At 67.1% G+C, this 21626-nt stretch carries 15 protein-coding genes; 9 read left to right on the plus strand and 6 right to left on the minus strand.

Annotation, left to right across the window (positions count from 1 at the left end):
• Nucleotides 1-14: 14 nt before the first annotated feature.
• Entirely contained in the window at nucleotides 15-917 is a 903-nt protein-coding gene (locus ABD115_RS06830) for an ABC transporter permease (RefSeq protein ID WP_343959517.1), read from the minus strand.
• Nucleotides 914-2272 (minus strand): quaternary amine ABC transporter ATP-binding protein, encoded by a 1359-nt coding sequence (locus ABD115_RS06835; RefSeq protein ID WP_343959519.1) that lies wholly within the window; start codon nucleotides 2270-2272, stop codon nucleotides 914-916. Before ABD115_RS06835 ends, ABD115_RS06830 begins: the two co-directional genes overlap by 4 nt.
• A gap of 500 nt (nucleotides 2273-2772) precedes the next feature.
• Here ABD115_RS06835 and ileS point away from each other — a divergent pair, with 500 nt between their 5' ends.
• The 4 genes from ileS to ndk all read left to right on the plus strand — a co-directional run bounded on the left by ileS (nucleotide 2773) and on the right by ndk (nucleotide 8540).
• Entirely contained in the window at nucleotides 2773-6150 is a 3378-nt protein-coding gene (gene ileS, locus ABD115_RS06840) for an isoleucine--tRNA ligase (protein WP_343959521.1), read from the plus strand.
• Nucleotides 6147-7493 carry a bifunctional folylpolyglutamate synthase/dihydrofolate synthase gene (locus tag ABD115_RS06845; RefSeq protein WP_343959523.1) on the plus strand — a complete coding sequence of 449 codons (1347 nt, stop codon included), beginning with the start codon at nucleotides 6147-6149 and terminating at the stop codon, nucleotides 7491-7493. Before ileS ends, ABD115_RS06845 begins: the two co-directional genes overlap by 4 nt.
• Nucleotides 7490-7999, plus strand: coding sequence for a DUF4233 domain-containing protein (locus ABD115_RS06850; protein WP_343959525.1), 510 nt, complete (start codon nucleotides 7490-7492; stop codon nucleotides 7997-7999). The genes ABD115_RS06845 and ABD115_RS06850 overlap by 4 nt, the downstream gene beginning before the upstream one ends.
• A 124-nt stretch (nucleotides 8000-8123) precedes the next feature.
• Nucleotides 8124-8540, plus strand: coding sequence for a nucleoside-diphosphate kinase (gene ndk, locus ABD115_RS06855; RefSeq protein WP_343959527.1), 417 nt, complete (start codon nucleotides 8124-8126; stop codon nucleotides 8538-8540).
• A gap of 221 nt (nucleotides 8541-8761) precedes the next feature.
• Here ndk and ilvD read toward each other — a convergent pair whose 3' ends face one another.
• Complete coding sequence (gene ilvD, locus ABD115_RS06860) at nucleotides 8762-10621, minus strand: dihydroxy-acid dehydratase (RefSeq protein WP_343959529.1); 1860 nt, start codon at nucleotides 10619-10621, stop codon at nucleotides 8762-8764.
• A 73-nt stretch (nucleotides 10622-10694) separates the two neighbouring features.
• Here ilvD and ABD115_RS06865 point away from each other — a divergent pair, with 73 nt between their 5' ends.
• The gene (locus tag ABD115_RS06865) at nucleotides 10695-11537 is read left to right on the plus strand and encodes a helix-turn-helix transcriptional regulator (RefSeq protein WP_343959531.1); all 843 of its coding nucleotides are present in this window, start codon (nucleotides 10695-10697) and stop codon (nucleotides 11535-11537) included.
• Entirely contained in the window at nucleotides 11534-12760 is a 1227-nt protein-coding gene (locus tag ABD115_RS06870; protein ID WP_343959533.1) for a winged helix-turn-helix domain-containing protein, read from the plus strand. The genes ABD115_RS06865 and ABD115_RS06870 overlap by 4 nt, the downstream gene beginning before the upstream one ends.
• Before the next feature lie 283 nt (nucleotides 12761-13043).
• On the opposite strand, the gene ABD115_RS06875 is transcribed toward ABD115_RS06870, so the two are convergent.
• On the minus strand, nucleotides 13044-13568 hold the full coding sequence (locus ABD115_RS06875; RefSeq protein WP_343959535.1) for a DIP1984 family protein: 525 nt from the start codon (nucleotides 13566-13568) through the stop codon (nucleotides 13044-13046).
• Between the two features lie 147 nt (nucleotides 13569-13715).
• Here ABD115_RS06875 and ABD115_RS06880 point away from each other — a divergent pair, with 147 nt between their 5' ends.
• Together ABD115_RS06880 and uvrB are read left to right on the plus strand one after the other, a co-directional pair.
• A complete protein-coding gene (locus ABD115_RS06880) occupies nucleotides 13716-14753 on the plus strand; it encodes an alcohol dehydrogenase catalytic domain-containing protein (RefSeq protein WP_343959537.1) in 1038 nt (345 codons plus the stop codon).
• A gap of 69 nt (nucleotides 14754-14822) precedes the next feature.
• Complete coding sequence (gene uvrB, locus ABD115_RS06885) at nucleotides 14823-16910, plus strand: excinuclease ABC subunit UvrB (protein WP_343959539.1); 2088 nt, start codon at nucleotides 14823-14825, stop codon at nucleotides 16908-16910.
• A 183-nt stretch (nucleotides 16911-17093) separates the two neighbouring features.
• Here the strand turns inward: uvrB and ABD115_RS06890 are convergent, their stop codons facing one another.
• Nucleotides 17094-17492 (minus strand): VOC family protein, encoded by a 399-nt coding sequence (locus ABD115_RS06890; RefSeq protein ID WP_343959541.1) that lies wholly within the window; start codon nucleotides 17490-17492, stop codon nucleotides 17094-17096.
• Between the two features lie 96 nt (nucleotides 17493-17588).
• Complete coding sequence (locus tag ABD115_RS06895) at nucleotides 17589-18425, minus strand: siderophore-interacting protein (protein ID WP_343959543.1); 837 nt, start codon at nucleotides 18423-18425, stop codon at nucleotides 17589-17591.
• 157 nt (nucleotides 18426-18582) lie between these two features.
• Between ABD115_RS06895 and uvrA the strand changes: the two genes are divergently transcribed.
• Nucleotides 18583-21621, plus strand: coding sequence for an excinuclease ABC subunit UvrA (gene uvrA, locus ABD115_RS06900; protein WP_343959545.1), 3039 nt, complete (start codon nucleotides 18583-18585; stop codon nucleotides 21619-21621).
• Nucleotides 21622-21626: the final 5 nt, after the last annotated feature.

The raw sequence follows: 21626 nt of genomic DNA on the forward strand, positions 1-21626 counted from the left end.
TTGGCACTTCGGCGCTACGCGGGAACCGCTGTGCCCTGCTGTGCGCGGGCCCGGCCGCGCTCGCGCAGCGCGCTGAGCGCTGAGTGCTTGAACGATTTCGGATCGCCGAGCGCCGCGGTGACCCGGTCAAGGAATACCGCGAGGATGACAACCGACAGGCCCGCCTCGACGCCCTGCGCGATGTCCATCGTCGAGATCGCCGCGACAACCTGCTTGCCGAGGCCGTCTGCCCCGGCCATGCCAGCCACGACGGCCATCGACAGCGCGAGCATGATCACCTGGTTGATGCCCGCGAGGATCGTCGGCATCGCGAGGGGCAGCTGGATGCCGCGGAGGATCTTGCCGGGGGTGGATCCGAAGGCGTGACCAGCCTCGACAACCTCGCTGTCAACGCCGCGGATCCCGAGCTCCGTGAAACGCACGCCAGGGGGCAGCGAGAACAGCACGGTCGCGAACACGCCGGGTACAAAGCCGATGCCGAAGAACACCACAGCGGGAATGAGGTACACCATAGCTGGCATCGTCTGCATGAAGTCGAGCACCGGGCGGATCGTTGCGCTGAAGGTGTCGTTTCGCGCGGCGAGAATTCCGACGGGAACCGCGATGAGTACAGCGACGAGCGCGGCGATGAGGGTGAGCGAGAGCGTGAGCATCGCGTTCTCCCACTGATCCATGAAGACGATGAGCAGCAGCGTGAGCGCGGTGCCGATCGCGAGTTGCCACGAGCGCAGCAACCAGCCAATGAGCGCGAGTGCGAGGATGAGCACGGGGTACGGCACGGCGATGAGCGCGTCAGACAGGCCCTCAACGAGGAACCTGATCACGGTGGTGATGAGCTGCAGCAGCCAGTCGAAGGTGCTGTTGAACCAGTCGAGACCGTCCGAGACCCACTGGCCGACGGGAATGCGGGTGATCATGCGATGCTCCCTTCGGCGAGGCTCGAGGATCCGCCCGGCGCGGCATTCCCGTCGGTCGTGGCGTCGAGCGTGGCGGTGATGATCGCGCGCGGCACGTCGGGAGTTGGTTCGATGATTGGGATCTCCGTGGTCATTGTCGGGAGGTTCGTGAGCGACGCGAGCAGCGTCACGCGCGGCACGACTCCGATGAGTCGATTCTGCTCATCGACGACCGCCACGGGCAGTGGGCTTTCGACCGACAACTCGAAGAGCTCGGCGATGTACTGCTCGGGCGAGACGATCGATGGCGTGGGCTTGAGCGCATCGCTGATGTTGCTTCCCCCCTCGCGAACGAGCCGGAGCATGTCTTTGTCGCGCACAACGCCGACGAGCTTGCGGCCGCTCGAGGTGACGAAGCATGCTGAGGTCTGCAGGTCGCGCATCATGCGCAGCGCGGCGCGCGGGCCGGCGGAGGTCGGCACGACAGCGCGTGGTGGCTCCATCACATCGCCCGCGGTGAGCACGCGGGCGCGATCCACATCCTGCACGAACTGCGCGACGTAGTCGTTCGCGGGGTCGGTGAGAATATCGTTTGGCGTGCCCAGCTGCATGATGCGGCCGTCGCGCATGACGGCGATGCGGTCACCGAGGAACATTGCCTCGTTGAGGTCGTGAGTAATGAACACGATGGTCTTTCCGAGCTCCTGCTGGAGTTCGACGAGCAGCTCCTGCATTTCGCGGCGGATCAGTGGGTCGAGAGCCGAGAACGCCTCGTCCATGAGCAGGATCTGGGTGTCTGCGGCAAACGCGCGCGCGATACCGACGCGCTGCTGCATTCCGCCGGAGAGCTCCGAGGGGAAGGAGTCGGACCAGGTAGCGAGCCCGACACGCTCGAGCCACTGCTGAGCGCGGGCCCGGCGCTCCTCGAGGGGGACGCCCTGAATCTCTAGGCCGTACGCGGCGTTATCGAGCACGGTGCGGTGTGGGAGCAGAGCGAAGTGCTGAAAGACCATTGCCATCTTGGTGCGGCGAATTTCGCGCAGCTCGGCGGGTGCGGTGCCAACGATCTCGCTGCCGAAAACGGAGATTGCCCCGTCGGTGGTCTCGCCCAAACCGTTGAGCATTCTGATAAGTGTGGATTTGCCCGAGCCGGACAGCCCCATCACAACGAAGATTTCGCCGACGCGAACATCGAAGCTCGCATCGATCACCGCTGCGGTGCCGAGCGGCTTGACCTCGTCGCGGGTGGCGCCCTGTTTCAGGCGCTTCGCGGCCTCTTTCGGCCTGCGCCCAAAGACTTTGGTGGCGTGCGTGACGGAGATCGCAATTTCGTCGCCCTCCGAGTCGGCCTGCTGGTCGACATTGTGGTCAAACATGTTCCTCCTGTGCGGTGTTTCCGCGGGTTTTTGGCGCTCTAAGCACCGCCTCGGTGTGGCGGTGGTTGAACCGAGAACCCCTCCATCGACGCTATCCCCGAACCGGCATCGCATGTTCACACTGGTTTCACAGGAATGTGCCCGAATTCTGCTGCCATCAGGGATAAGCGCGTTTTACGGTTGTTACCCATTCGTTACCCACTGGCGTGACAAACGCGCCCATAATGTCTTTCTGTGCCCGTGCGCCGTCACGCGAGTGCACTGGCAAAATCTCGGGTAGAATGGCTGAATCGACTGCGATCCGGCCATCACCGGGGAGTCTTTGGAAGAACGGTAGCTCGCACAGGCTGCTCAGTAGAACCGAACGGGTGGCCCGTTACAGCCGAATGAAGTGGTGTTTTCCTGCGGAGCAGGCAAGCGCAAGCCGGGTGGTACCGCGGGGAGTGGATCGATTCACTTTCTCGCCCCAGCGTGAGAATCGCGTGATGAGAAGGTACCCAATGAGCTATCCCCAGCAGACGACCGGCGACGCTGCAGCGCAAGGCGCGGCGTTCGGCGTGAATCCATCTCCGCGACTTCCCGAGGTCGAACAGCGTGTGCTGTCGTTCTGGGACGCGGACAACACGTTCCGCACCTCGATTGCCCAGCGCGAGGGCTGCGAGGAGTGGGTCTTCAATGATGGCCCCCCGTTTGCCAACGGCCTGCCTCACTACGGGCACCTGCTCACCGGGTACGCCAAAGACGTTTTCCCCCGCTTTCAAACGATGCGCGGCAAGAAGGTCGAGCGTCGCTTCGGTTGGGACACGCACGGTCTGCCTGCCGAGCTTGAGGCGATGAAGCAGGTCGGTATCACTGAAAAACGCGAGATCGAAGAGATGGGGGTTGCGGCCTTCAACGCGAAGGCTCGCGAGTCCGTGCTCGAGTACACCGCTGAGTGGGAAGAATACGTCACCCGCCAGGCGCGCTGGGTCGACTTCGAGAACGACTACAAGACACTCAACCTGTCATACATGGAGAGCGTCATCTGGGCGTTCAAGCAGCTCTACGACAAGGGCCTCGCCTATGAAGGCCAGCGCATCCTCCCGTACTGCTGGCGGGACGAGACGCCGCTGTCGAACCACGAACTGCGGATGGACGACGACGTCTACCAGGAGCGCCAGGACCCGTCGGTGACCGTCACCTTCCCGTTCACCGGTGAGCGCGCCGCCGAGCTCGGCCTCACGGGCGTGCGCGCCCTCGCCTGGACGACGACGCCGTGGACGCTGCCAACGAACGCCGCGCTCGCGGTCGGACCCGAGATTAGCTACGCTGTCGTGCCGGCCGGACCCGCGGGCGCCTCGGACGGGGGAGCAGCGGGCGAGGTGCGCTACCTCATCGCCGCAGACCTCGCCGGCAACTACGCCACCGACCTCGGCTACGAATCGGCAGACGCGCTGCGCGAGGCCATCGCCTCCACGGTGCTCGGAGCCGATCTGCTCGGGGTGAGCTACGAGCCGCTCTTCGACTACTTCGCGAACACCGAGGTGTGGGGCACCGAGAACTACTGGCAGGTGCTCGTCGACGGCTACGTGACCACGACCGACGGCACCGGCATCGTGCACCAGTCGCCCGCCTACGGCGAGGACGACCACCGCCTCACGACCGCCGCTGGCATGCCGACGATCGTCAGCCTCGACGAGGGCGGCCGCTTCATCAACGCGGTCACCGACGTCGCAGGCGAGCTGTGGATGGACGCGAACCGCCCCCTCATCCGCATGATCAAGGCGAGCGAGCGGCTGCTGCGCGAGCAGAGCTACCTGCACTCGTACCCGCACTGCTGGCGCTGCCGCAACCCGCTGATCTACCGCGCAGTATCGAGCTGGTTCGTGCGCGTCACCGACATCAAAGATCGCATGATCGCGATCAACGAAGAGATCGACTGGGTCCCAGCGAACGTCAAGCACGGCCAGTTCGGCAAGTGGCTTGAGGGCGCGCGCGATTGGTCGATCAGCCGCAACCGCTACTGGGGCAGCCCGATCCCCGTGTGGCAGAGCGACAACCCCGAATACCCGCGCGAGGACGTCTACGGCTCGGTCGCGGAGCTCGAGGCCGACTTCGGTGAGCTCCCGCGAAACGAGGCCGGCGAAATCGACCTGCACCGCCCCTACATCGACTCGCTGACCAGGCCGAACCCCGATGACCCCACCGGCCAGTCGACGATGCGCCGCATCGAAGACGTGCTCGATGTGTGGTTTGACTCGGGCTCAATGCCGTTCGCGCAGGCGCACTACCCGTTCGAGAACGTCGAGTGGTTCGAACAGAGCCAGCCGGCCGACTTCATCGTCGAGTACATCGGGCAGACCCGCGGCTGGTTCTACGTGCAGCACGTACTCGCGACCGCGCTGTTCGACCGGCCAGCGTTCAAGAGCGTCATCAGCCACGGCATCGTGCTCGGCTCCGACGGAAACAAGATGTCGAAGAGCCTGCAGAACTACCCCGACGTGAACGAGGTCTTCGACCGCGATGGCTCCGACGCGATGCGCTGGTTCCTTATGGCGTCGCCCGTCGTGCGCGGCGGCAACCTCATCGTCACCGAGGAGGGCATCCGTGAGGGCGTCAGGCAGTTCATCCTGCCGCTCTGGAACAGCTGGTACTTCTTCAGCCTGTACGCGAACGCTGACGGCATCGAGGCGGAGCGCCGCGTGGACTCCACCGATCCGCTCGACCGCTACATCCTCGCGAAGACCGGCACGCTCGTGCGCGAGGTTGGCGATCACCTCGAGGGGCTCGACACGACCTCCGCTGCGGAGGCGCTCCGATCCTTCGCCGAGGTGCTCACCAACTGGTTCGTGCGCCGCTCGCGCGACCGCTTCTGGGAGGGGACGACCGGCGAGAACGGCAAGGCAAGCAACAAGCAGGCCTTCGACACGCTCTTCACCGTGCTCGAGACGCTCGCCCGCGTCGCCGCCCCGATGGCACCGCTCGTCACCGAAGAGGTGTGGCGCGGCCTCACCGGCGGTCGCTCCGTGCACCTCACGGACTGGCCCGACGCCTCCGAGTTCCCCGTCGACGACGAACTCGTCGCCGCGATGGACGAAGTGCGCCAGATCACCTCACAGGTGCTCGCGCTGCGCAAGGCCAACCGGCTTCGCGTTCGCCTGCCGCTCGCCTCGCTCACCGTCGTCACCCAGCGCCCGAACGCGCTCGCGCCGTTCGCCGACATCCTTCGCGACGAGCTCAACGTGAAAGACGTGAAGCTCGTCCAGGAGACTGAGTCGAGCGCGGCAGAAAACGGCATCGTGCAGACGCTCGCCGTGAACGCGCGCGCCGCGGGCCCGCGCCTCGGTAAGCAGGTGCAGGCCGCGATCAAGGCCGCGAAGGCCGGCGACTGGGCAGAGACCGACGGCGTCATCGTTGCCGGTGGCATCGCGCTCGAGCCGCACGAGTACGAGCTCACGCTGCAGGCTGGCTCCGGCTCCGACGACGGTGGACCCGCGATCGCGCTCATCCAGGGCGGCGGATTCGTACTGCTCGACACTGTCACGACCCCCGAGCTCGAAGCGGAGGGCGTCGCCCGCGACGCGATCCGCGCGATCCAGGAGGCGCGTAAGAACGCCGGCCTCGAGGTCAGCGATCGCATCGTGCTCGCGCTGAACGCCGAACCGGCGCACGCGGTCGCGCTGCAGACACACGCTGCGCTCATCGCCGCAGAAACCCTCGCGGTCGGCATCGCCGTGCAGGAGGCCATCGGCCTCGACGTCGTCATCGACGACCTGCAGTCCCCGGGCGGCGGCGTCTTCGTGACCGGCGCGAAGGCGATCGGCGTCGAGAAGGCACCGCTCGTCATCACCATCGACACCACCGGGCTCGACGCGCCCGAGACGGAGGACGCACGATGAGCCAGAGCACCGCACAGCGGGTCTACGAAGCGCTCCTCACCCGCGTGGGCGAGGCGAACCCGCGCCCACGCATCGAACCGGTGCGCCGGCTCGCGGAGCTCGCGGGGTCGCCGCAGCTGTCGTACCCGGTCATTCAGATCGCCGGCACGAACGGCAAGACGTCAACGAGCCGCGCGATCGAGTCGCTGCTGCGCGCTCACGGGCTGCGCACGGGGCTCTTCACGAGCCCGCACCTCGTCGACTTCACCGAGCGCTTTCAGATCGACGGCCAGCCCATCGCTGAGGCGGCGCTCGCCGAGGCGTGGGACGAACTCCAGCTGCCGCTGCAGCTCGTCGACGCCGAGCTCACCGAGGCGGGCCACGGCCGCATCACCTACTTCGAAGCCCTCGCCGTGCTCGCCTTCGTCGCATTCGCCGACGCCCCCGTCGAGGTCGCCGTCATCGAGGTCGGGATGGGCGGCGAGTGGGATGCGACAAACATCGCCGACGCCCAGGTCGCCGTGTTCACCCCCATCGGGCTCGACCACACCGAACACCTCGGCCCCGACACGCAGACGATCGCGCACACGAAGTCGCTCATCATGAAGCCGGGCGCCGTCGCGGTGACCGCCGAGCAGGACGTCGACGCGCTCGGCGAACTCGTCGACACAGCGGCGGGGCTGGGCGTTCGCCTGTACGCCCAGGGAACCGACTTCAGGCTGGCCGAAGACCGGCTTGCCGTCGGCGGCCGCCAGGTCGACATCGTCGGCATCACCGGCCACGCCTACGACCCGGCGTTCGTGCCGCTGTACGGCCAGCACCAGGCCGAGAACGTGACCCTCGCGATTGCCGCGGTCGAGGCGTTCTTCGGCGGCGAGCGCCCGATCCCCGAAGAGGTGCTCGACGAGGGCCTCGGCCAGCTCACCTCACCGGGTCGCCTGCAGCTCATCGGCACCGACCCGATCGTCTACATCGATGCGGCCCACAACCCGCACGGCGCCGAGGCGCTCGTGCGCGCCGTCACCGAGTCGTTCGCGTTCGAGGAGCTCGCGCTCGTCACCGGTGTGCTCGAGGAGAAGGACGCGCACGGCCTGCTGCAGACGCTCGCGCCGATCGCACACCAGGTGTTCGTCACCCCGGTAGACTCGCCCCGCTCGCTGCCAGCCGAGGAGCTCGCCTCGATCGCTGACTCGGCCATTCCCGACACGCCCGTCGAAGCACTCGCGTCGCTGCCGCTCGCGCTCGAGCGGGCCCGGAGCTGGGCCGGCGAATCCAATTCCCGCGCGGTGCTCGTCGTTGGCTCGGTGCTGCTCGCCGGCGAAGCCATCACGCATTCACGTTCCGAGAAATGGGGTATCGCATGACCACGCTTCCACCAAACGGCGGGCGCGGTGCAGGCCCGGGCGGCCAGGGGATCAGCGGGCCGAACGACGGCGCCGACGAGGAGCTCGTGCTCTCGCCGTCCGAAGCCGCGGCTCACAACTCGGCGATGCGGATCTCTGGCGGCCGGAGTGGCGAACGATCCACACGCAAGGCGCTCGCGTCGATCGTGCTCGGGTTCGAGCTCATCATCGTCGTGCTTATCGGGCTCACGATCTTCGGTCTCGGCATCACCGATCCGCGCTGGCTCGGGCTCGTCATCGGCGGCGTGCTCGCGCTCTTGTGCATTGTGTCGCTCGCGACGATCCGCTTCGGCGAGGTGGGGATCCGCCTCGGCTGGGTGACCCACGTGCTCATGCTCGCGACCGCCTTCATCTTGCCGGCCGCGCTGTTTGTCGGCGGGATTTTCACCGCGCTGTGGGTGTACTGCATCGTGCGCGGCGGCAAGATCGACCGCGACAACGCGGCGCTGCTCGCTCAGGCCGACTGAGCGCGCCGCCGGGCGCCTGGCCGCCCGGCCGGGCGCCTGGCCGCCCCGCGACCTGCCCGCCCGGCCACCCCACCTTCCTCACTACACTGGGTACCGCAGTACTCACCACTCGAACAGGAGCTTCATGTCCACCGAGCAAACTCTCATCCTCGTTAAGCCTGACGGCGTTGCCCGCGGCCTGACCGGCGAGATCCTCCGCCGCGTCGAGGCGAAGGGCTACACGATCAGTGGCCTGCGCATGCTGACCCCGAGCCGCGAGCTGCTCGCAGCGCACTACGAAGAGCACGAGGGCAAGCCGTTCTATGAGCCGCTCATCGAGTTCATGAGCTCGGGCCCCGTTGTCGCCGTGCGCGCCGAGGGGGAGCGCGTCATCGAGGGCTTCCGCTCGATCGCGGGCGCCACCGACCCGACCGTCGCCGCGCCCGGCACGATCCGCGGCGACCTTGGCCGCGACTGGGGCCTCGCGGTGCAGCAGAACCTCGTGCACGGCTCGGATTCGACCCTTTCGGCCGAGCGCGAGCTCGGCCTCTGGTTCGCGTAGGTCGTAGCCTCATCACGCGGCAGAGCCCGCGCCCGGGAATGTTCCGGGCGCGGGCTCTGCTCGTTGCAAGGGGCGCCAGCCGCGCCCACCAGAGCACACGAAGTTCACCAGCGCACACGAAGTTTGCCCGCATTAACGTGTGCTTTGGTGAACTTCGTGTGCTTTCGCGAGCGCGGGCTTTCGTCGTTAGGTGGCGACGACGTCAACGGTCGCGGATCCGCCTAGAACGTGTCGGGGATGACCCGCACCGCGCCCTTGTCTGCCGACTGCGCGAACGCGGCGTAGGCGCGCAGCGCGTCGGAGACCGCGCGCTCGCGGTTCTTCGGGCGGTACCCGGTGCCTGCCTCGAGTGCTGCGCGGCGGCGCTCGAGCTCCTCGGCAGGCACCTCGAGCGTGAGTGCCCGGGTCGGAATATCGATCGAGATGATGTCGCCGTCTTCGACGAGCGCGATCATGCCCCCGCTCGCTGCCTCGGGCGAGACATGCCCGATCGACAGCCCCGAGGTGCCGCCCGAGAAGCGGCCGTCGGTGATGAGCGCGCACTGCTTGCCGAGGCCGCGGCCCTTCAAGAACGAGGTTGGGTAGAGCATCTCCTGCATGCCAGGGCCGCCCTTGGGCCCCTCGTAGCGGATCACGACGACGTCGCCCGCGTTGACCTGCTTGTTGAGAATCTTCTCGACGGCCTCGTCTTGCGACTCGCACACCACGGCCGGCCCCGAGAACGTCCAGATCGACTCGTCGACGCCGGCGGTCTTCACGACAGCGCCGTCGACGGCGATGTTGCCGCGCAGCACGGCGAGGCCCCCGTCCTTCGAGTACGCGTGCTCGACGGAGTGGATGCAGCCATTCTCTTGATCGAGGTCGAGCTCGCGCCAGCGCTCCGACTGGGAGAACGCCGTCGACGAGCGCACGCCTCCGGGGGCCGCGTGCCAGAGCTCGAACGCCTCTTCGGTCGCCTTGCCGCCGCGCACGTCCCACTCGTCGAGCCAGTCGCCGAGATTCTTCGAGTGCACGGTGTGCACGGTCTCGTCGAGCAGACCGCCGCGGCGCAGCTCGCCGAGCAGCGCGGGGATGCCGCCAGCCCGGTGCACATCCTCCATGTAGTACGTCTTCCCGTTCGCGACGTTGGGGGCCACCTTCGCGAGGCACGGCACGCGGCGCGACACGGCGTCGATCTCGTCGAGGCCGAAGTTCACACCCGCCTCGTGGGCCGCGGCGAGCAGGTGGAGGATCGTGTTCGTCGACCCGCCCATCGCGATGTCGAGCGCCATCGCGTTGCCGAAGGCCTCGGGGGTCGCGATGCTGCGGGGGAGCACCGTGTAGTCGTCATCGTCGTAGTGACGCTTGGTGATATCGACGATGGTCTTGCCGGCATTCTCGTAGAGCGCCTTGCGTGCGGTGTGGGTCGCGAGGGTGGATCCGTTGCCGGGGAGCGAGAGCCCCATTGCCTCGGTGAGGCAGTTCATCGAGTTCGCGGTGAACATGCCGGAGCAGGATCCGCAGGTCGGGCACGCCGACTCCTCGATCTTCTGCATGTCTTCGTCGGAGATGTTCTCGTTCACGGCGTCGGAGATCGCGTCGACGAGGTCGAGCGTGCGCACCATGCCGTTCGCGAGCACCGCGCGGCCCGACTCCATGGGCCCGCCGGATACGAACACGGTCGGAATGTTGAGCCGGAGCGCTGCGAGCAGCATGCCGGGGGTGATCTTGTCGCAGTTGGAGATGCAAATGAGGGCGTCGGCGCAGTGCGCGTTCACCATGTACTCGACCGAGTCGGCGATGAGGTCGCGGGAGGGGAGCGAGTACAGCATGCCGCCGTGGCCCATCGCGATGCCGTCGTCGACCGCGATCGTGTTGAACTCGCGGGGAATGCCGCCGGCCTCGATGATCGCGTCGGAGACGATGCGCCCCACGGGGGCGAGGTGCGTGTGGCCAGGCACGAACTCGGTGAAAGAGTTCGCGACGGCAATGATGGGCTTACGCCCGAGGTCAGCACCGTTGACTCCGGCGGCGCGGAGCAGCGCGCGGGCTCCCGCCATGTTGCGGCCGTGGGTGACTGTGAATGAGCGATAGGTGGGCATTCCACTATTCAGCCAGAGCTTTGGGCGGTGGGGAAGTTAGCGTTGGTACTAGTACTGGGAGTACTATGATCTGATGATTCGGCAGCGCACCCCGCGGGGCATTCAACTCGGTGAGTTTCTCACGACGCGCAGGCGCTCGCAGTCGCGCGCGGCCCTTGGGCTGCCGCCCGGCAACCGCCGCAGCGAGGTCGGGCTCAGCCGTGAGGAGGTCGCGACGCTCGCCGGCATCAGCGTGAGCTGGTACACGTGGCTCGAGCAGGGCCGCGAGATCAACGCATCGGAGCAGGTGCTCGCAGCCGTCGCGCGTGTGCTCCACCTCACCGAGCCCGAAGCGGAGTACGTGTACGCGCTCGCGAGCCCCGGCCGCACCCAGCCCCCGGCCCCGCCGAACGAGGCCCCGGTTCACCTGCTAAACCTCATTCGCGCGCTCGACTTCCCGGCCTTCATTCTCACGAGCGACTGGACGATCGTCGGGTGGAACGCTGGCTACGAGTGGCTCTACGGCCCGATTGCGACAACGCCGCCTGCCGAGCGCAACCTGCTCAGAATCATCTACACCGATCCGCGCAACCGCGAGCTGCTACCCAACTGGGAGCGCGACAGCCGCAGCTTCCTCGCCGAGTTTCGCGCCGAGTCAGGGGTGCGCCTCAGCTCCGAGCGCCACCGCGCCCTCGTCGACTCGCTCACCGAGCTCAGCGCAGATTTCCGAGCCCAGTGGGCCGAGCAGGCAGTCGGCAGGTTCACGTCGCGGCAGCGCACGTTCACCCACCCGACGGCCGGCGAGCTCGTGTTTGAGCACCACAGGCTCGTGCCGTCTGACGCCGCCGATCTCCACGTCGTGATCTACGCGCCCGTGCCCGAGGCCCCGCAGAGCGAGACCGGAATGTCGGTGGCTCCGGGTAGCGTTGACTCATGACCCGACACGCAGCAGCGTCACCTCTCGAAACCCGCAGTGCCGCCGAATCGCTCAGTGCGGCCGAGGCGCGTCGCGTCGCCCTGGCCGCCCAGGGCTTTTCGAATGTGGCGAAGATCGCGAAGCGACGCCCGTTCGACGCCGCACTCGAGCGACTGCACGTGCTGCAGATCGACTCAGTCAACGTGTTCTCCCGCAGCCACTACATGCCCGTGTTCTCGCGGCACGGCGAATATGACCGCGAGCGGCTCGACAGGCAGCTGTGGCAGAGCGGGGAGTTTACCGAGTACTGGGCGCACGAGGCCGCGTTCATTCCCGTGCAAGACAGGCCGCTGTTCGGCTGGCGCATGGCAGACTATCGGGCAAAGCACGACCGCGACGGACGGCGCGAGCGCGTCGCATCGACAATCAACGCGGTGCGCGACCGGCTGCGCGCGAACGGGCCGCAGCTTGTGCGCGAGCTTGAGGATGGGCCGCGGGAGAAACGCGGGCCCTGGTGGGACTGGAGCGAGACTAAGCAGGCAGTCGAGGTGATGTTCGCCGCCGGCGAGGTCGTCTCTGCCGGCCGCGAGGGCTTCCAGCGCCGCTATGCGCTGGCCGAGCAGGTCATTGACGAGGCGCACCTCGGGGAGATCGACAGGGCCACCGCGCAGCGCGAACTCGTTGCCCGCGCCGCGCGCTCGCTTGGCGTTGCGACGCTCGCCGATCTCGCCGACTACCACCGGTTGAAAGCGGCGGAGGCGCGCGTTGCGGTGCGCGCGCTCGAAGAGGCAGGGGAGCTGCTGCCAGTCACCGTCGAGGGCTGGCTCACGAGGGCTGGGAAGCCGGAGGCAGCGTGGATCCACCGCGACGCGCGCGTGCCGGGGAGGCTCGCGCCGAACGCGCTCCTCACACCGTTTGACCCTGTCGTCTGGTTTCGCCCGCGCGCCGAGCGCATGTTCGATTTCCACTACCGCATCGAGATCTACACGCCGCAGGAGAAGCGCGAGTTCGGCTACTACTGCCTGCCGCTGATGGTTAGCGGCAAGCTCGCGGGGCGCATCGACCTGAAGGCCGATCGCCAGGGCGGAGCGCTGCTCGTGCAGGCGGCTTGGCGGGAGCATGGCGCGCCGACACACACCCCCGAGGTCGCGGCGACGCTGCTGCGCCAGGCGGCAGAGTGGCAGGGGCTCGGCGACATCCGCGTGAGCGGGGTCGGAAACCTCGCGCTGCCTGTGCTCGGCTAGCGTTGCTCGGCTAGCGTTGCTCGGGCGCGGAGCCCGCTGCCGCGACGGTCGCCTTCACGGCGTCTTGCCAAGCGAAGAGTCCCCGAACCCACCCTCCCGATTCGACCCCGGCACGCGGTAGTGCGCTGTGCGCGGTGAGCAGTCACGTGTACGCAGTGCTGGGCTGCGCTGTGATGCGTGGGCTGCCCGCCACCCTGCAAGAGCCAGAGTTGCCCGTCTGGCGCGGGGTGTGCCCGCTGATCGAATCGGTACCGACTCGCCTGTGTGAAATTGTGTGGTGCGGTTATCCCTCGACGAGGTCGTTCAGCCAGTTCGCCTGTTGAATCTGGGCGTCGAGCTCCCGGAGCTCGCGCGCGAGCGCGTCGGCCTTGGTGCGCAGCTCAGGCACCGCGAGTGCCGACACCTGGCGCAGCTCCGAGCGCAGCTGTCTGAAGCCGCTACTTCCCTGGGCCGCGTCTGCGGCCTCGCTGAGCACCGCGTGGCGCAGCCGCAGGCTGTCGCGGCGTGCGAGCGCGTCGGTCATCGTGACGGGGGTCGCTGCCTGGCCGGCTGTCTGCTGCCTGCGGCGGCCGCCTGCCGGCGACTTCGGGGCGATGTCGAGCTGAATTGCTGAGTTCGTCGCATTGATGCTGCGCACGAGCGCCTCGAGCTCGCCGATTGCGAGCTCGGCCTCGGCGAGCAGCGCCCCAGCATCTTCCGCAGGGGTGTCGCCCTCCTGAAACTGCGCGTTCGCGGCGACGCGCGCACGCAGCTGGGCGATCCGCTTCTGTGTGTCTGCGCGCAGTGCGAGCGCTTCTGCGAGTTTCACCGGTGATCCCACTTCCCCTGGCCCTGACAAGACGGCCAGATTATCACGTCAACACAGGAGCTTTTTGAGCCGAGTGGGCGTACGCTCGGAGTCAGCGAGGCCTGCCACCGGCGGCGGCCCGATCCGACGAGAACCGGGAGTGTTTCAATGCGCGCAGTGACCTATGTCAAGCACAACACGGTAGAGCTCCGCGAGAAGCCGCGGCCCGAGATCGGGGCAGATGAGGTGCTCATCCAGGTGGGAGGCGCGGGCGTGTGCCACTCCGATATCTCAATCATTGGGCTCGGTGACGACAACCCGCTCATCGGAAGTACGCTCGGGCACGAGGTCGCCGGCACGGTCGCCGAGCTTGGCGAGGGGGTGACCGGCTGGAGTGTCGGCGACCGCGCGATCGTTTCGCTGATCCTGTCGTGCGGGCGCTGCCGCGAGTGCCTGTCGGGTCGCGACAATCAGTGCGAGGTCGTCGCCCCGCGCGACGGGCTCGCGCCGCTCTCGCCCGGCATTGGCAGCCCCGGCGGCATGGCCGACTTCATCGCCGTGAAGGCCCGCCACCTCGACCCGATCGGCGAGCTCGACCCGGTGCAGGCCGCACCGCTCGCCGACGCCGCGCTCACCCCGATGCACGCGATCAACACCGTGCGCGACCGCATGACGGGTGACGCCACGGTCGTGACAATCGGGCTCGGCGGGCTCGGGCACATGGCGCTGCAGATTCTCGCAGCGACGACTGGCGCGCGCATCATCGCGCTCGACACCGACCAAGCGAAACTCGCCTTCGCCGAGAGTCACGGCGCCGATCTCGCGCTGCCGAGCGACGGCGATGCCGCTGGGCGGATCCTCGACGAAACCGGCGGCGTCGGCGCAGACGTGGTGTTCGACTTCGTCGGCGTGCAGCCGACTGTCGACCTCGCGACCGCGGTCGTGCGCGGGGGAGGCGCGATCCGCTTCGTCGGCCTCGGGGGCGGCAGCTTCCCGTACGTCGCGGGCGGCGGCGCGCTGCCGTGGGGCGTGAACATTGAGCGGGCCTACGGCGGCACCCGCGCCGACATGCGCCAGGTGATCGCGCTCGCTGCCGCTGGCAAGATCTCGGTCGAGGTCGTGCGGTACGCGCTCGACGACGCGGTGCAGGCATTCGACGATCTGCACCACGGCAAGATTCAGGGCCGCGCGGTGCTCGTGCCGTAGGAGCTACCCTCGCTCGCTCTATGCGAACAAAGTTTCGAATGTGGGCCTCAGAGGTTTATGCTTGGAGGCATGGAAGCAACCCGCAGCGTTCGCCCATTCGAGGTCGTCAGCGAGTATGAGCCGAGCGGTGATCAGCCGCAGGCGATCGAGCAGCTCGCCAAGCGCATCAACGCGGGCGAGACCGACGTCGTGCTGCTCGGCGCGACAGGCACGGGCAAGTCGGCGACGACTGCGTGGCTCATCGAGCAGGTGCAGCGGCCGACGCTGATTCTCGCGCACAACAAGACGCTCGCGGCGCAGCTCGCGAACGAGTTCCGCGAGCTCATGCCGAACAACGCTGTCGAGTACTTCGTGAGCTACTACGACTACTACCAGCCCGAGGCCTACGTGCCGCAGACCGACACGTTCATCGAGAAAGACTCCTCGGTGAACGCCGAGGTCGAGCGGCTGCGACACTCGACAACGAACTCGCTGCTCAGCCGACGCGACGTCGTCGTGATCTCGACGGTGTCGTGCATCTACGGCCTCGGCAAGCCAGAGGAATACTACGAGGCGATGGTGCCGCTGCAGGTCGGCGACAGGCTCGACCGCGACGTGCTGCTACGCCGGTTCGTACAGATGCAGTACCAGCGCAACGACATCGAGTTCGTGCGCGGCAATTTCAGGGTGCGCGGCGACACGGTCGAGATCATTCCGATGTATGAGGAGCTCGCGATTCGCATCGAGTTCTTCGGCGACGAGATCGAGGCGCTCTACTACCTGCACCCGCTGACGGGCGACGTTGTGAAGCAGGTCGACAGCGTTTCGGTGTTTCCCGGGTCGCACTACGTTGCCAGTCGCGAGGTGATGAACCGCGCGATGCACGACATCTCGGACGAGCTCGAATCGCGCACAGCCGAGCTCAAGTCGCAAAACAAGCTCGTCGAAGAGCAGCGGCTGCGCATGCGCACGACCTTCGACCTCGAGATGATGGAGCAGATTGGCTTCTGCTCCGGCATCGAGAACTACTCGATGCACATGGACGGCCGCAAGCCGGGCGAGGCGCCGCACTGCCTGCTCGACTACTTCCCAGACGACTTCCTTGTGGTGATCGACGAGTCGCACGTCACGGTGCCGCAGATCGGTGCGATGTACGAGGGCGACTCCTCGCGCAAGCGCACGCTCGTCGACCACGGCTTCAGGTTGCCGAGCGCGCTCGACAACCGGCCGCTGAAGTTCGGCGAGTTCAAGGAGCGCGTCGGCCAGACAGTCTATTTGTCTGCGACCCCTGGCAAGTACGAGATGGGGCTCGCAGACGGCGTCGTCGAGCAGATCATTCGCCCGACAGGGCTCGTCGACCCCGAGATCGTCGTCAAGCCCTCCGAGGGGCAGATCGATGACCTGCTCGAAGAGGTGCGGCGGCGCGTGGAGCGCGACGAGCGCGTGCTCGTCACGACGCTCACGAAGAAGATGGCGGAGCAGCTCACCACCTTCATGGAGGAGGCGGGCGTGCAGGTGCGCTACCTCCACTCCGACGTCGACACGCTCAGGCGCGTCGAGCTGCTCACCGAGCTGCGAGCGGGCGTGTTCGACGTGCTCGTCGGCATCAACCTGCTGCGCGAGGGCCTGGACCTGCCGGAGGTCTCGCTCGTCGCCATTCTCGACGCCGACAAGGAGGGCTTCCTTCGTTCGTCGACCTCGCTCATTCAGACGATCGGTCGCGCGGCCCGTAACGTCTCCGGTGAGGTGCACATGTATGCCGACCGCATCACCCCGTCGATGCAGCTCGCGATCGAAGAGACGAATCGTCGCCGGGAGATTCAGGTCGAGTACAACACGAAGCACGGCATCGACCCGCAGCCGCTGCGCAAGAAGATCGGCGACATCACCGAGGTGCTCAACCGCGAGGCTGCCGACACCGACGAGGTGCTCGCGAATCGGGCGACGAGGCACGCGCAGAAGGGCTCGCCGCAGCGAGCAAAGGGCAAGGCCGCCTCGCGCGCGGGCGCGATCGGGGCCGAGGGTGCAGACAAGCTCGAGGAGATCATCGCAGACCTCACGCAGCAGATGCTGCTCGCTGCCGAAGAGCTGAAGTTCGAGCTCGCGGCGCGGCTGCGCGACGAGGTGTCGGAGATGAAGCGCGAGCTGCGCAGCATGGACGCCGCGGGCCACATCTAGGGGCGGTGCCCCGGGCCCCGGCTGCGCGAGCTCGCTGCGCCCTGGGCGGCTGCGCCCTGGGCGGCTGCGCCAAGAACGCCCTGAACCCTGCACCTGTCTCCGAGACCCCACCCGTACACGGCGCAATAAGTGGGTGCGCTCGGAGGGAAGTGCAGGGTTCGCGGGCCCCACGGGCCGCAGCGCTTACGCCGCGGGGAGTGCGGCGTAGAGATCTACCGCGTTACCGTCTGGGTCCATGACTGTTGCGTAGCGCTGGCCCCAAAAGGCATCCCACGGCGCGACCCTACTGCGGTGCCCGGCTGCGATGAGCCGCGCGTGCACCTCGTCGACCTCGGCGGGGGAGCCGGCCTGAAACGCAAATGCGACGCGATGGCTGCCTGTGGGCGAGACATACTCGGTATCGAACCCCTGAATGGTCTCGACGGTGTCCCACCCCACCCGCATTCCGTTGGGCAGCACCACCTCTACGTGCGGCTCGTTCGCTGCGTCGGCGGGAATGTCGAGGCCGAGATCCCTGTAGAAGGCGAGCGAGGCCGCGAGGTCGGTGGTGACGATGCCGACGAAGTCAAAAGTGAGGCTCATATGCTGATCCTATTGCTCTGGCGGGCATCTCGCATGCCATGGGCGAAGGCCAACGAGCGCGGTCATGCGTGCGTCGAGCCGTGCGACGTGTGGGCGCTAGATCTGTCCGATCGGCTCGCGTTTCTCGGCCTGGAAGCGATCCTCGCGGCGACCGTATGCCCAGTAGGGCGAGAGCGAGAGCTCGGCCCGATCCACCCCGCGCTCGTCGGTGAAGTAGGGGCGCAGCGCTTTCATCGCGCCGCGCTCGCCGTGCACGAACACCTGCACCCTGCCTGGCAGCCACTCGGCCCCCCGCACCGCATTGACCAGTATGTCCGTCGTGCCAGCGGCGGCGCCGCGGCGAAACAGCCAAGTCAGCTCAATCCCGGCCGGGTGCACGAGATCGAGCACGTCTGCTTCGGCGTCTACCTCGATGAGAGCGACGCCCTGCGCGTCTGCCGGCATGGCCTCAAGCGCCGAGGCTATCGCAGGGATCGCCGATTCGTCGCCGGCGAGCAGGTGCCAGTCGGCCTCGGGGTCTGGTGCGTAGCCGCCGCCGATTCCGCGCAGCACGACGGGATCGCCCGGCTTGGCGCCGTTGGCCCATGGCCCGGCGAGCCCCTCGTCGCCGTGCACAACGAAGTCGATCCAGACCTCGCCGGCGCGGTGATCGACACGTCGCACGGAGTAGGTGCGGGTCGTTGGGAGCTGCTCTGCGGGGAGCGCCTCGCGCAGCGCGTCGAGGTCGTAGGGCGGTGTGAGTGAGGTTTCGGGGTGCTGAAAGAGCATCTTGCTGTAGGCGTCGGTGTGCGTGAGCGGCTCGATTTCGGCTACGCCGGCGCCGCCGGCGACGATGCGCACGAGGTGGCGGCTGAGCTGTACTCGCTGCAGCACCTCGAGCACAATTTGTGGTCGTACGGGGCGCTGAGACTGTGCTGGCGCGGCTGGAGTCATGTCAAACCTCATTCATCAGATGATTGCGTGCGGCACCCAGCCTCCCACACCGGCGCAAACAATGCCAGGCGCGTGCTGCCTGGTTAGCGGGAAGCGAACACGCAAAATGCTAGAACACATGTTCGAATGTTCGGCCGGGAGACGCTAAGCTGGGGGAGTGACTTCACAGAGCAAAACACCGATCCGCTCCTCTGCAGCGCACGCCCACATCAGCGTGCAGGGCGCCAGGGTACACAACCTGAAGAACGTCGATCTGTCGATCCCGCGCGACTCCCTCGTGGTCTTTACTGGCCTGTCGGGCAGCGGCAAGTCGAGCCTCGCGTTCGACACGATTTTTGCGGAGGGACAGCGCCGCTACGTCGAGTCGCTGTCGGCGTACGCGCGCCAGTTTCTCGGCCAGGTGGATCGGCCTGACGTCGACTTCATCGAGGGCCTGAGCCCCGCAGTGTCGATCGACCAGAAGTCGACGAACCGCAACCCGCGCTCGACGGTTGGCACGATCACCGAAATCTACGACTACATGCGACTGCTTTGGGCGCGCATCGGCATTCCGCACTGCGCAGTGTGCGGCGAGCGGATCGCCTCGCAGACAGTGCAGCAAATCGCCGACAGGCTGATGCAGCTCGAGGAGCGCACGCGCTACCAGGTGCTCGCGCCCGTTGTCTCCAAGAAGAAGGGCGAGTTCGTCGACCTGTTCCAGGAGCTCGCGGCGACGGGTTACTCCCGCGCGATTGTCGACGGCGAGCTCATCCAGCTCAGCGACCCGCCGAAGCTCAAGAAGCAGATCAAGCACGACATCTCCGTCGTGATCGATCGTCTCGTCGCCTCGCCAGACGGGCTCGGCCGCCTCACCGACTCGCTCGAGACCGCGCTGCGCCTCGCCGACGGCACGGTGCAGATCGACTATGTGGATCGTGACGCGCAGGCAGACGATCGCACGCAGGTGTTCTCCGAGCGCCTCTCGTGCCCGAACCAGCACCCGGTGCAGCTCACCGAGATCGAGCCGCGCACGTTCTCGTTCAACGCGCCGTTCGGGGCGTGCCCGACGTGCTCCGGCCTCGGCACGAGCATGTCGGTGGACGAAGATCTCGTGCTCGGCGACCCCGAGCTCTCGATCAGCGAGGGGGTCATCATCCCCTGGACGAGCCAGGGCAAGAGCCTCTACCAGTACTACGAAAAACTGCTGGTGGGCCTCGCGAAAGACCTCGATTTCTCGCTCAAGACCCCGTGGGGTGAGCTCGACGAAGACATCCAAGAGGCGATCCTCCGCGGTAACGACTTCAAGGTCAACGTGCGCTGGAAGAACCGCTTCGGCCGCGAGGTGAAGTACACGAGCGGATTCGAGGGCGTCATCCCGTTCATCGAGCGCCAGTACGCCGAGGCCGAGAGCGACAACCGGCGCGAGCGCTGGTCCGAGTTTCTGCGCGAGGTGCCCTGCCACGTCTGCAACGGCCAGCGCCTGAAGCCAGAGGTGCTCGCGGTCACGGTCGACGACGAGTCGATCGCGAGCGTCGGCGAGTTCAGCCTGCTCGACGCGAAGCACTTCTTCGACGCCGTCGAGCTCAGCGAGCGCGACGCGAAGATCGCAGCGCAGGTGCTGCGCGAGATCCGCCTCCGCTTCGACTTCCTCATCGAGGTCGGCCTCGGCTACCTTACCCTCGCCCGCGCCGCAGGCACGCTCTCGGGCGGCGAGGCGCAGCGCATCCGTTTGGCGACCCAGATCGGCTCTGGCCTCACCGGCGTGCTGTACGTGCTCGACGAGCCGTCGATCGGCCTCCACCAGCGCGATAACCGCAGGCTCATCGAGACGCTCGTGAAGCTCCGCGACCTCGGCAACACGCTCATCGTTGTCGAGCACGACGAGGAGACGATCGAGGCGGCCGACTGGCTCGTCGACATCGGCCCGGGCGCGGGCGTCGAGGGCGGCACCGTCGTGCACTCCGGCCTGCTGCCAGAGCTGCGAGCGAACACGAACTCGGTGACGGGCGACTACCTGTCGGGCCGCCGCGCGATCGAGACGCCGAAGACGAGGCGCAAGCGCGACAAGAACCGCGAGCTCAAGGTCGTCGGTGCCCGGTCGAATAACCTGCAGAACGTCGACGCGACGTTCCCGCTCGGCGTGATGACGGCAGTCACCGGCGTCTCGGGCAGCGGCAAGTCGACGCTCGTGAACGACGTGCTCTACCGTGTGCTCGCGAACCAGCTCAACGGCGCCCGCATGGTGCCTGGCAAACACACCCGGGTCACCGGGCTCGAACACCTCGACAAGGTCGTGCACGTCGACCAGGCGCCGATCGGGCGCACGCCGCGCTCGAACCCCGCGACCTACACGGGCGTGTTCGACAAGATCCGCAACCTCTTCGCCGAGACGCAGGAGGCGAAGACCCGCGGCTACCTGCCCGGCCGCTTCAGCTTCAACGTGAAGGGCGGCCGCTGCGAGGCGTGCGCCGGCGACGGCACGCTGAAGATCGAGATGAACTTCTTGCCCGACGTCTACGTCGCCTGCGAGGTCTGCGGCGGCAACCGCTACAACCGCGAGACGCTGCAGGTGCGCTACAAGGGCAAGAACATCGCCGAGGTGCTCGAGATGCCCATCGCCGAGGCCGAGCAGTTCTTCGAGCCGATCTCGTCGATCCACCGCTTCATGAAAACCCTCGTCGACGTCGGCCTCGGCTACGTGCGACTCGGGCAGAGCGCGACCACGCTCTCGGGCGGCGAGGCGCAGCGCGTGAAGCTCGCGACCGAGCTGCAGAAGCGCTCGAACGGCCGCAGCATCTACGTGCTCGACGAGCCGACCACGGGCCTGCACTTCGAAGACGTGCGCAAGCTCCTCCTCGTGCTCAACGGTCTCGTCGACAAGGGCAACACGGTGATCACGATCGAGCACAATCTCGACGTGATCCGCAGCGCCGACTGGGTCATCGACCTCGGCCCCGAGGGCGGCTCTGGCGGCGGCACGATTCTTACCGTTGGTACCCCCGAGGATGTCGCGAAGCACGCGGGCAGCCACACCGGCCAGTTCCTCGCCGAAGCGCTCGAGAAGGCGCCCGTCGCGAAGACCGGCCGCAAGGCCATTGCGCCCGCGGTCGCACAGCCCGCGAAGGCGGCGCCAGCAAAGAAGGCGCCAGCTAAGAAGGCGCCAGCAAAGAAGGCGCCGGCAAAGAAGGCGCCAGCCGCCGCACGGGCGTCGGCGTGAGGCCA

This window comes from Leucobacter albus (genome assembly GCF_039528015.1).
GTDB lineage: Bacteria > Actinomycetota > Actinomycetes > Actinomycetales > Microbacteriaceae > Leucobacter > Leucobacter albus.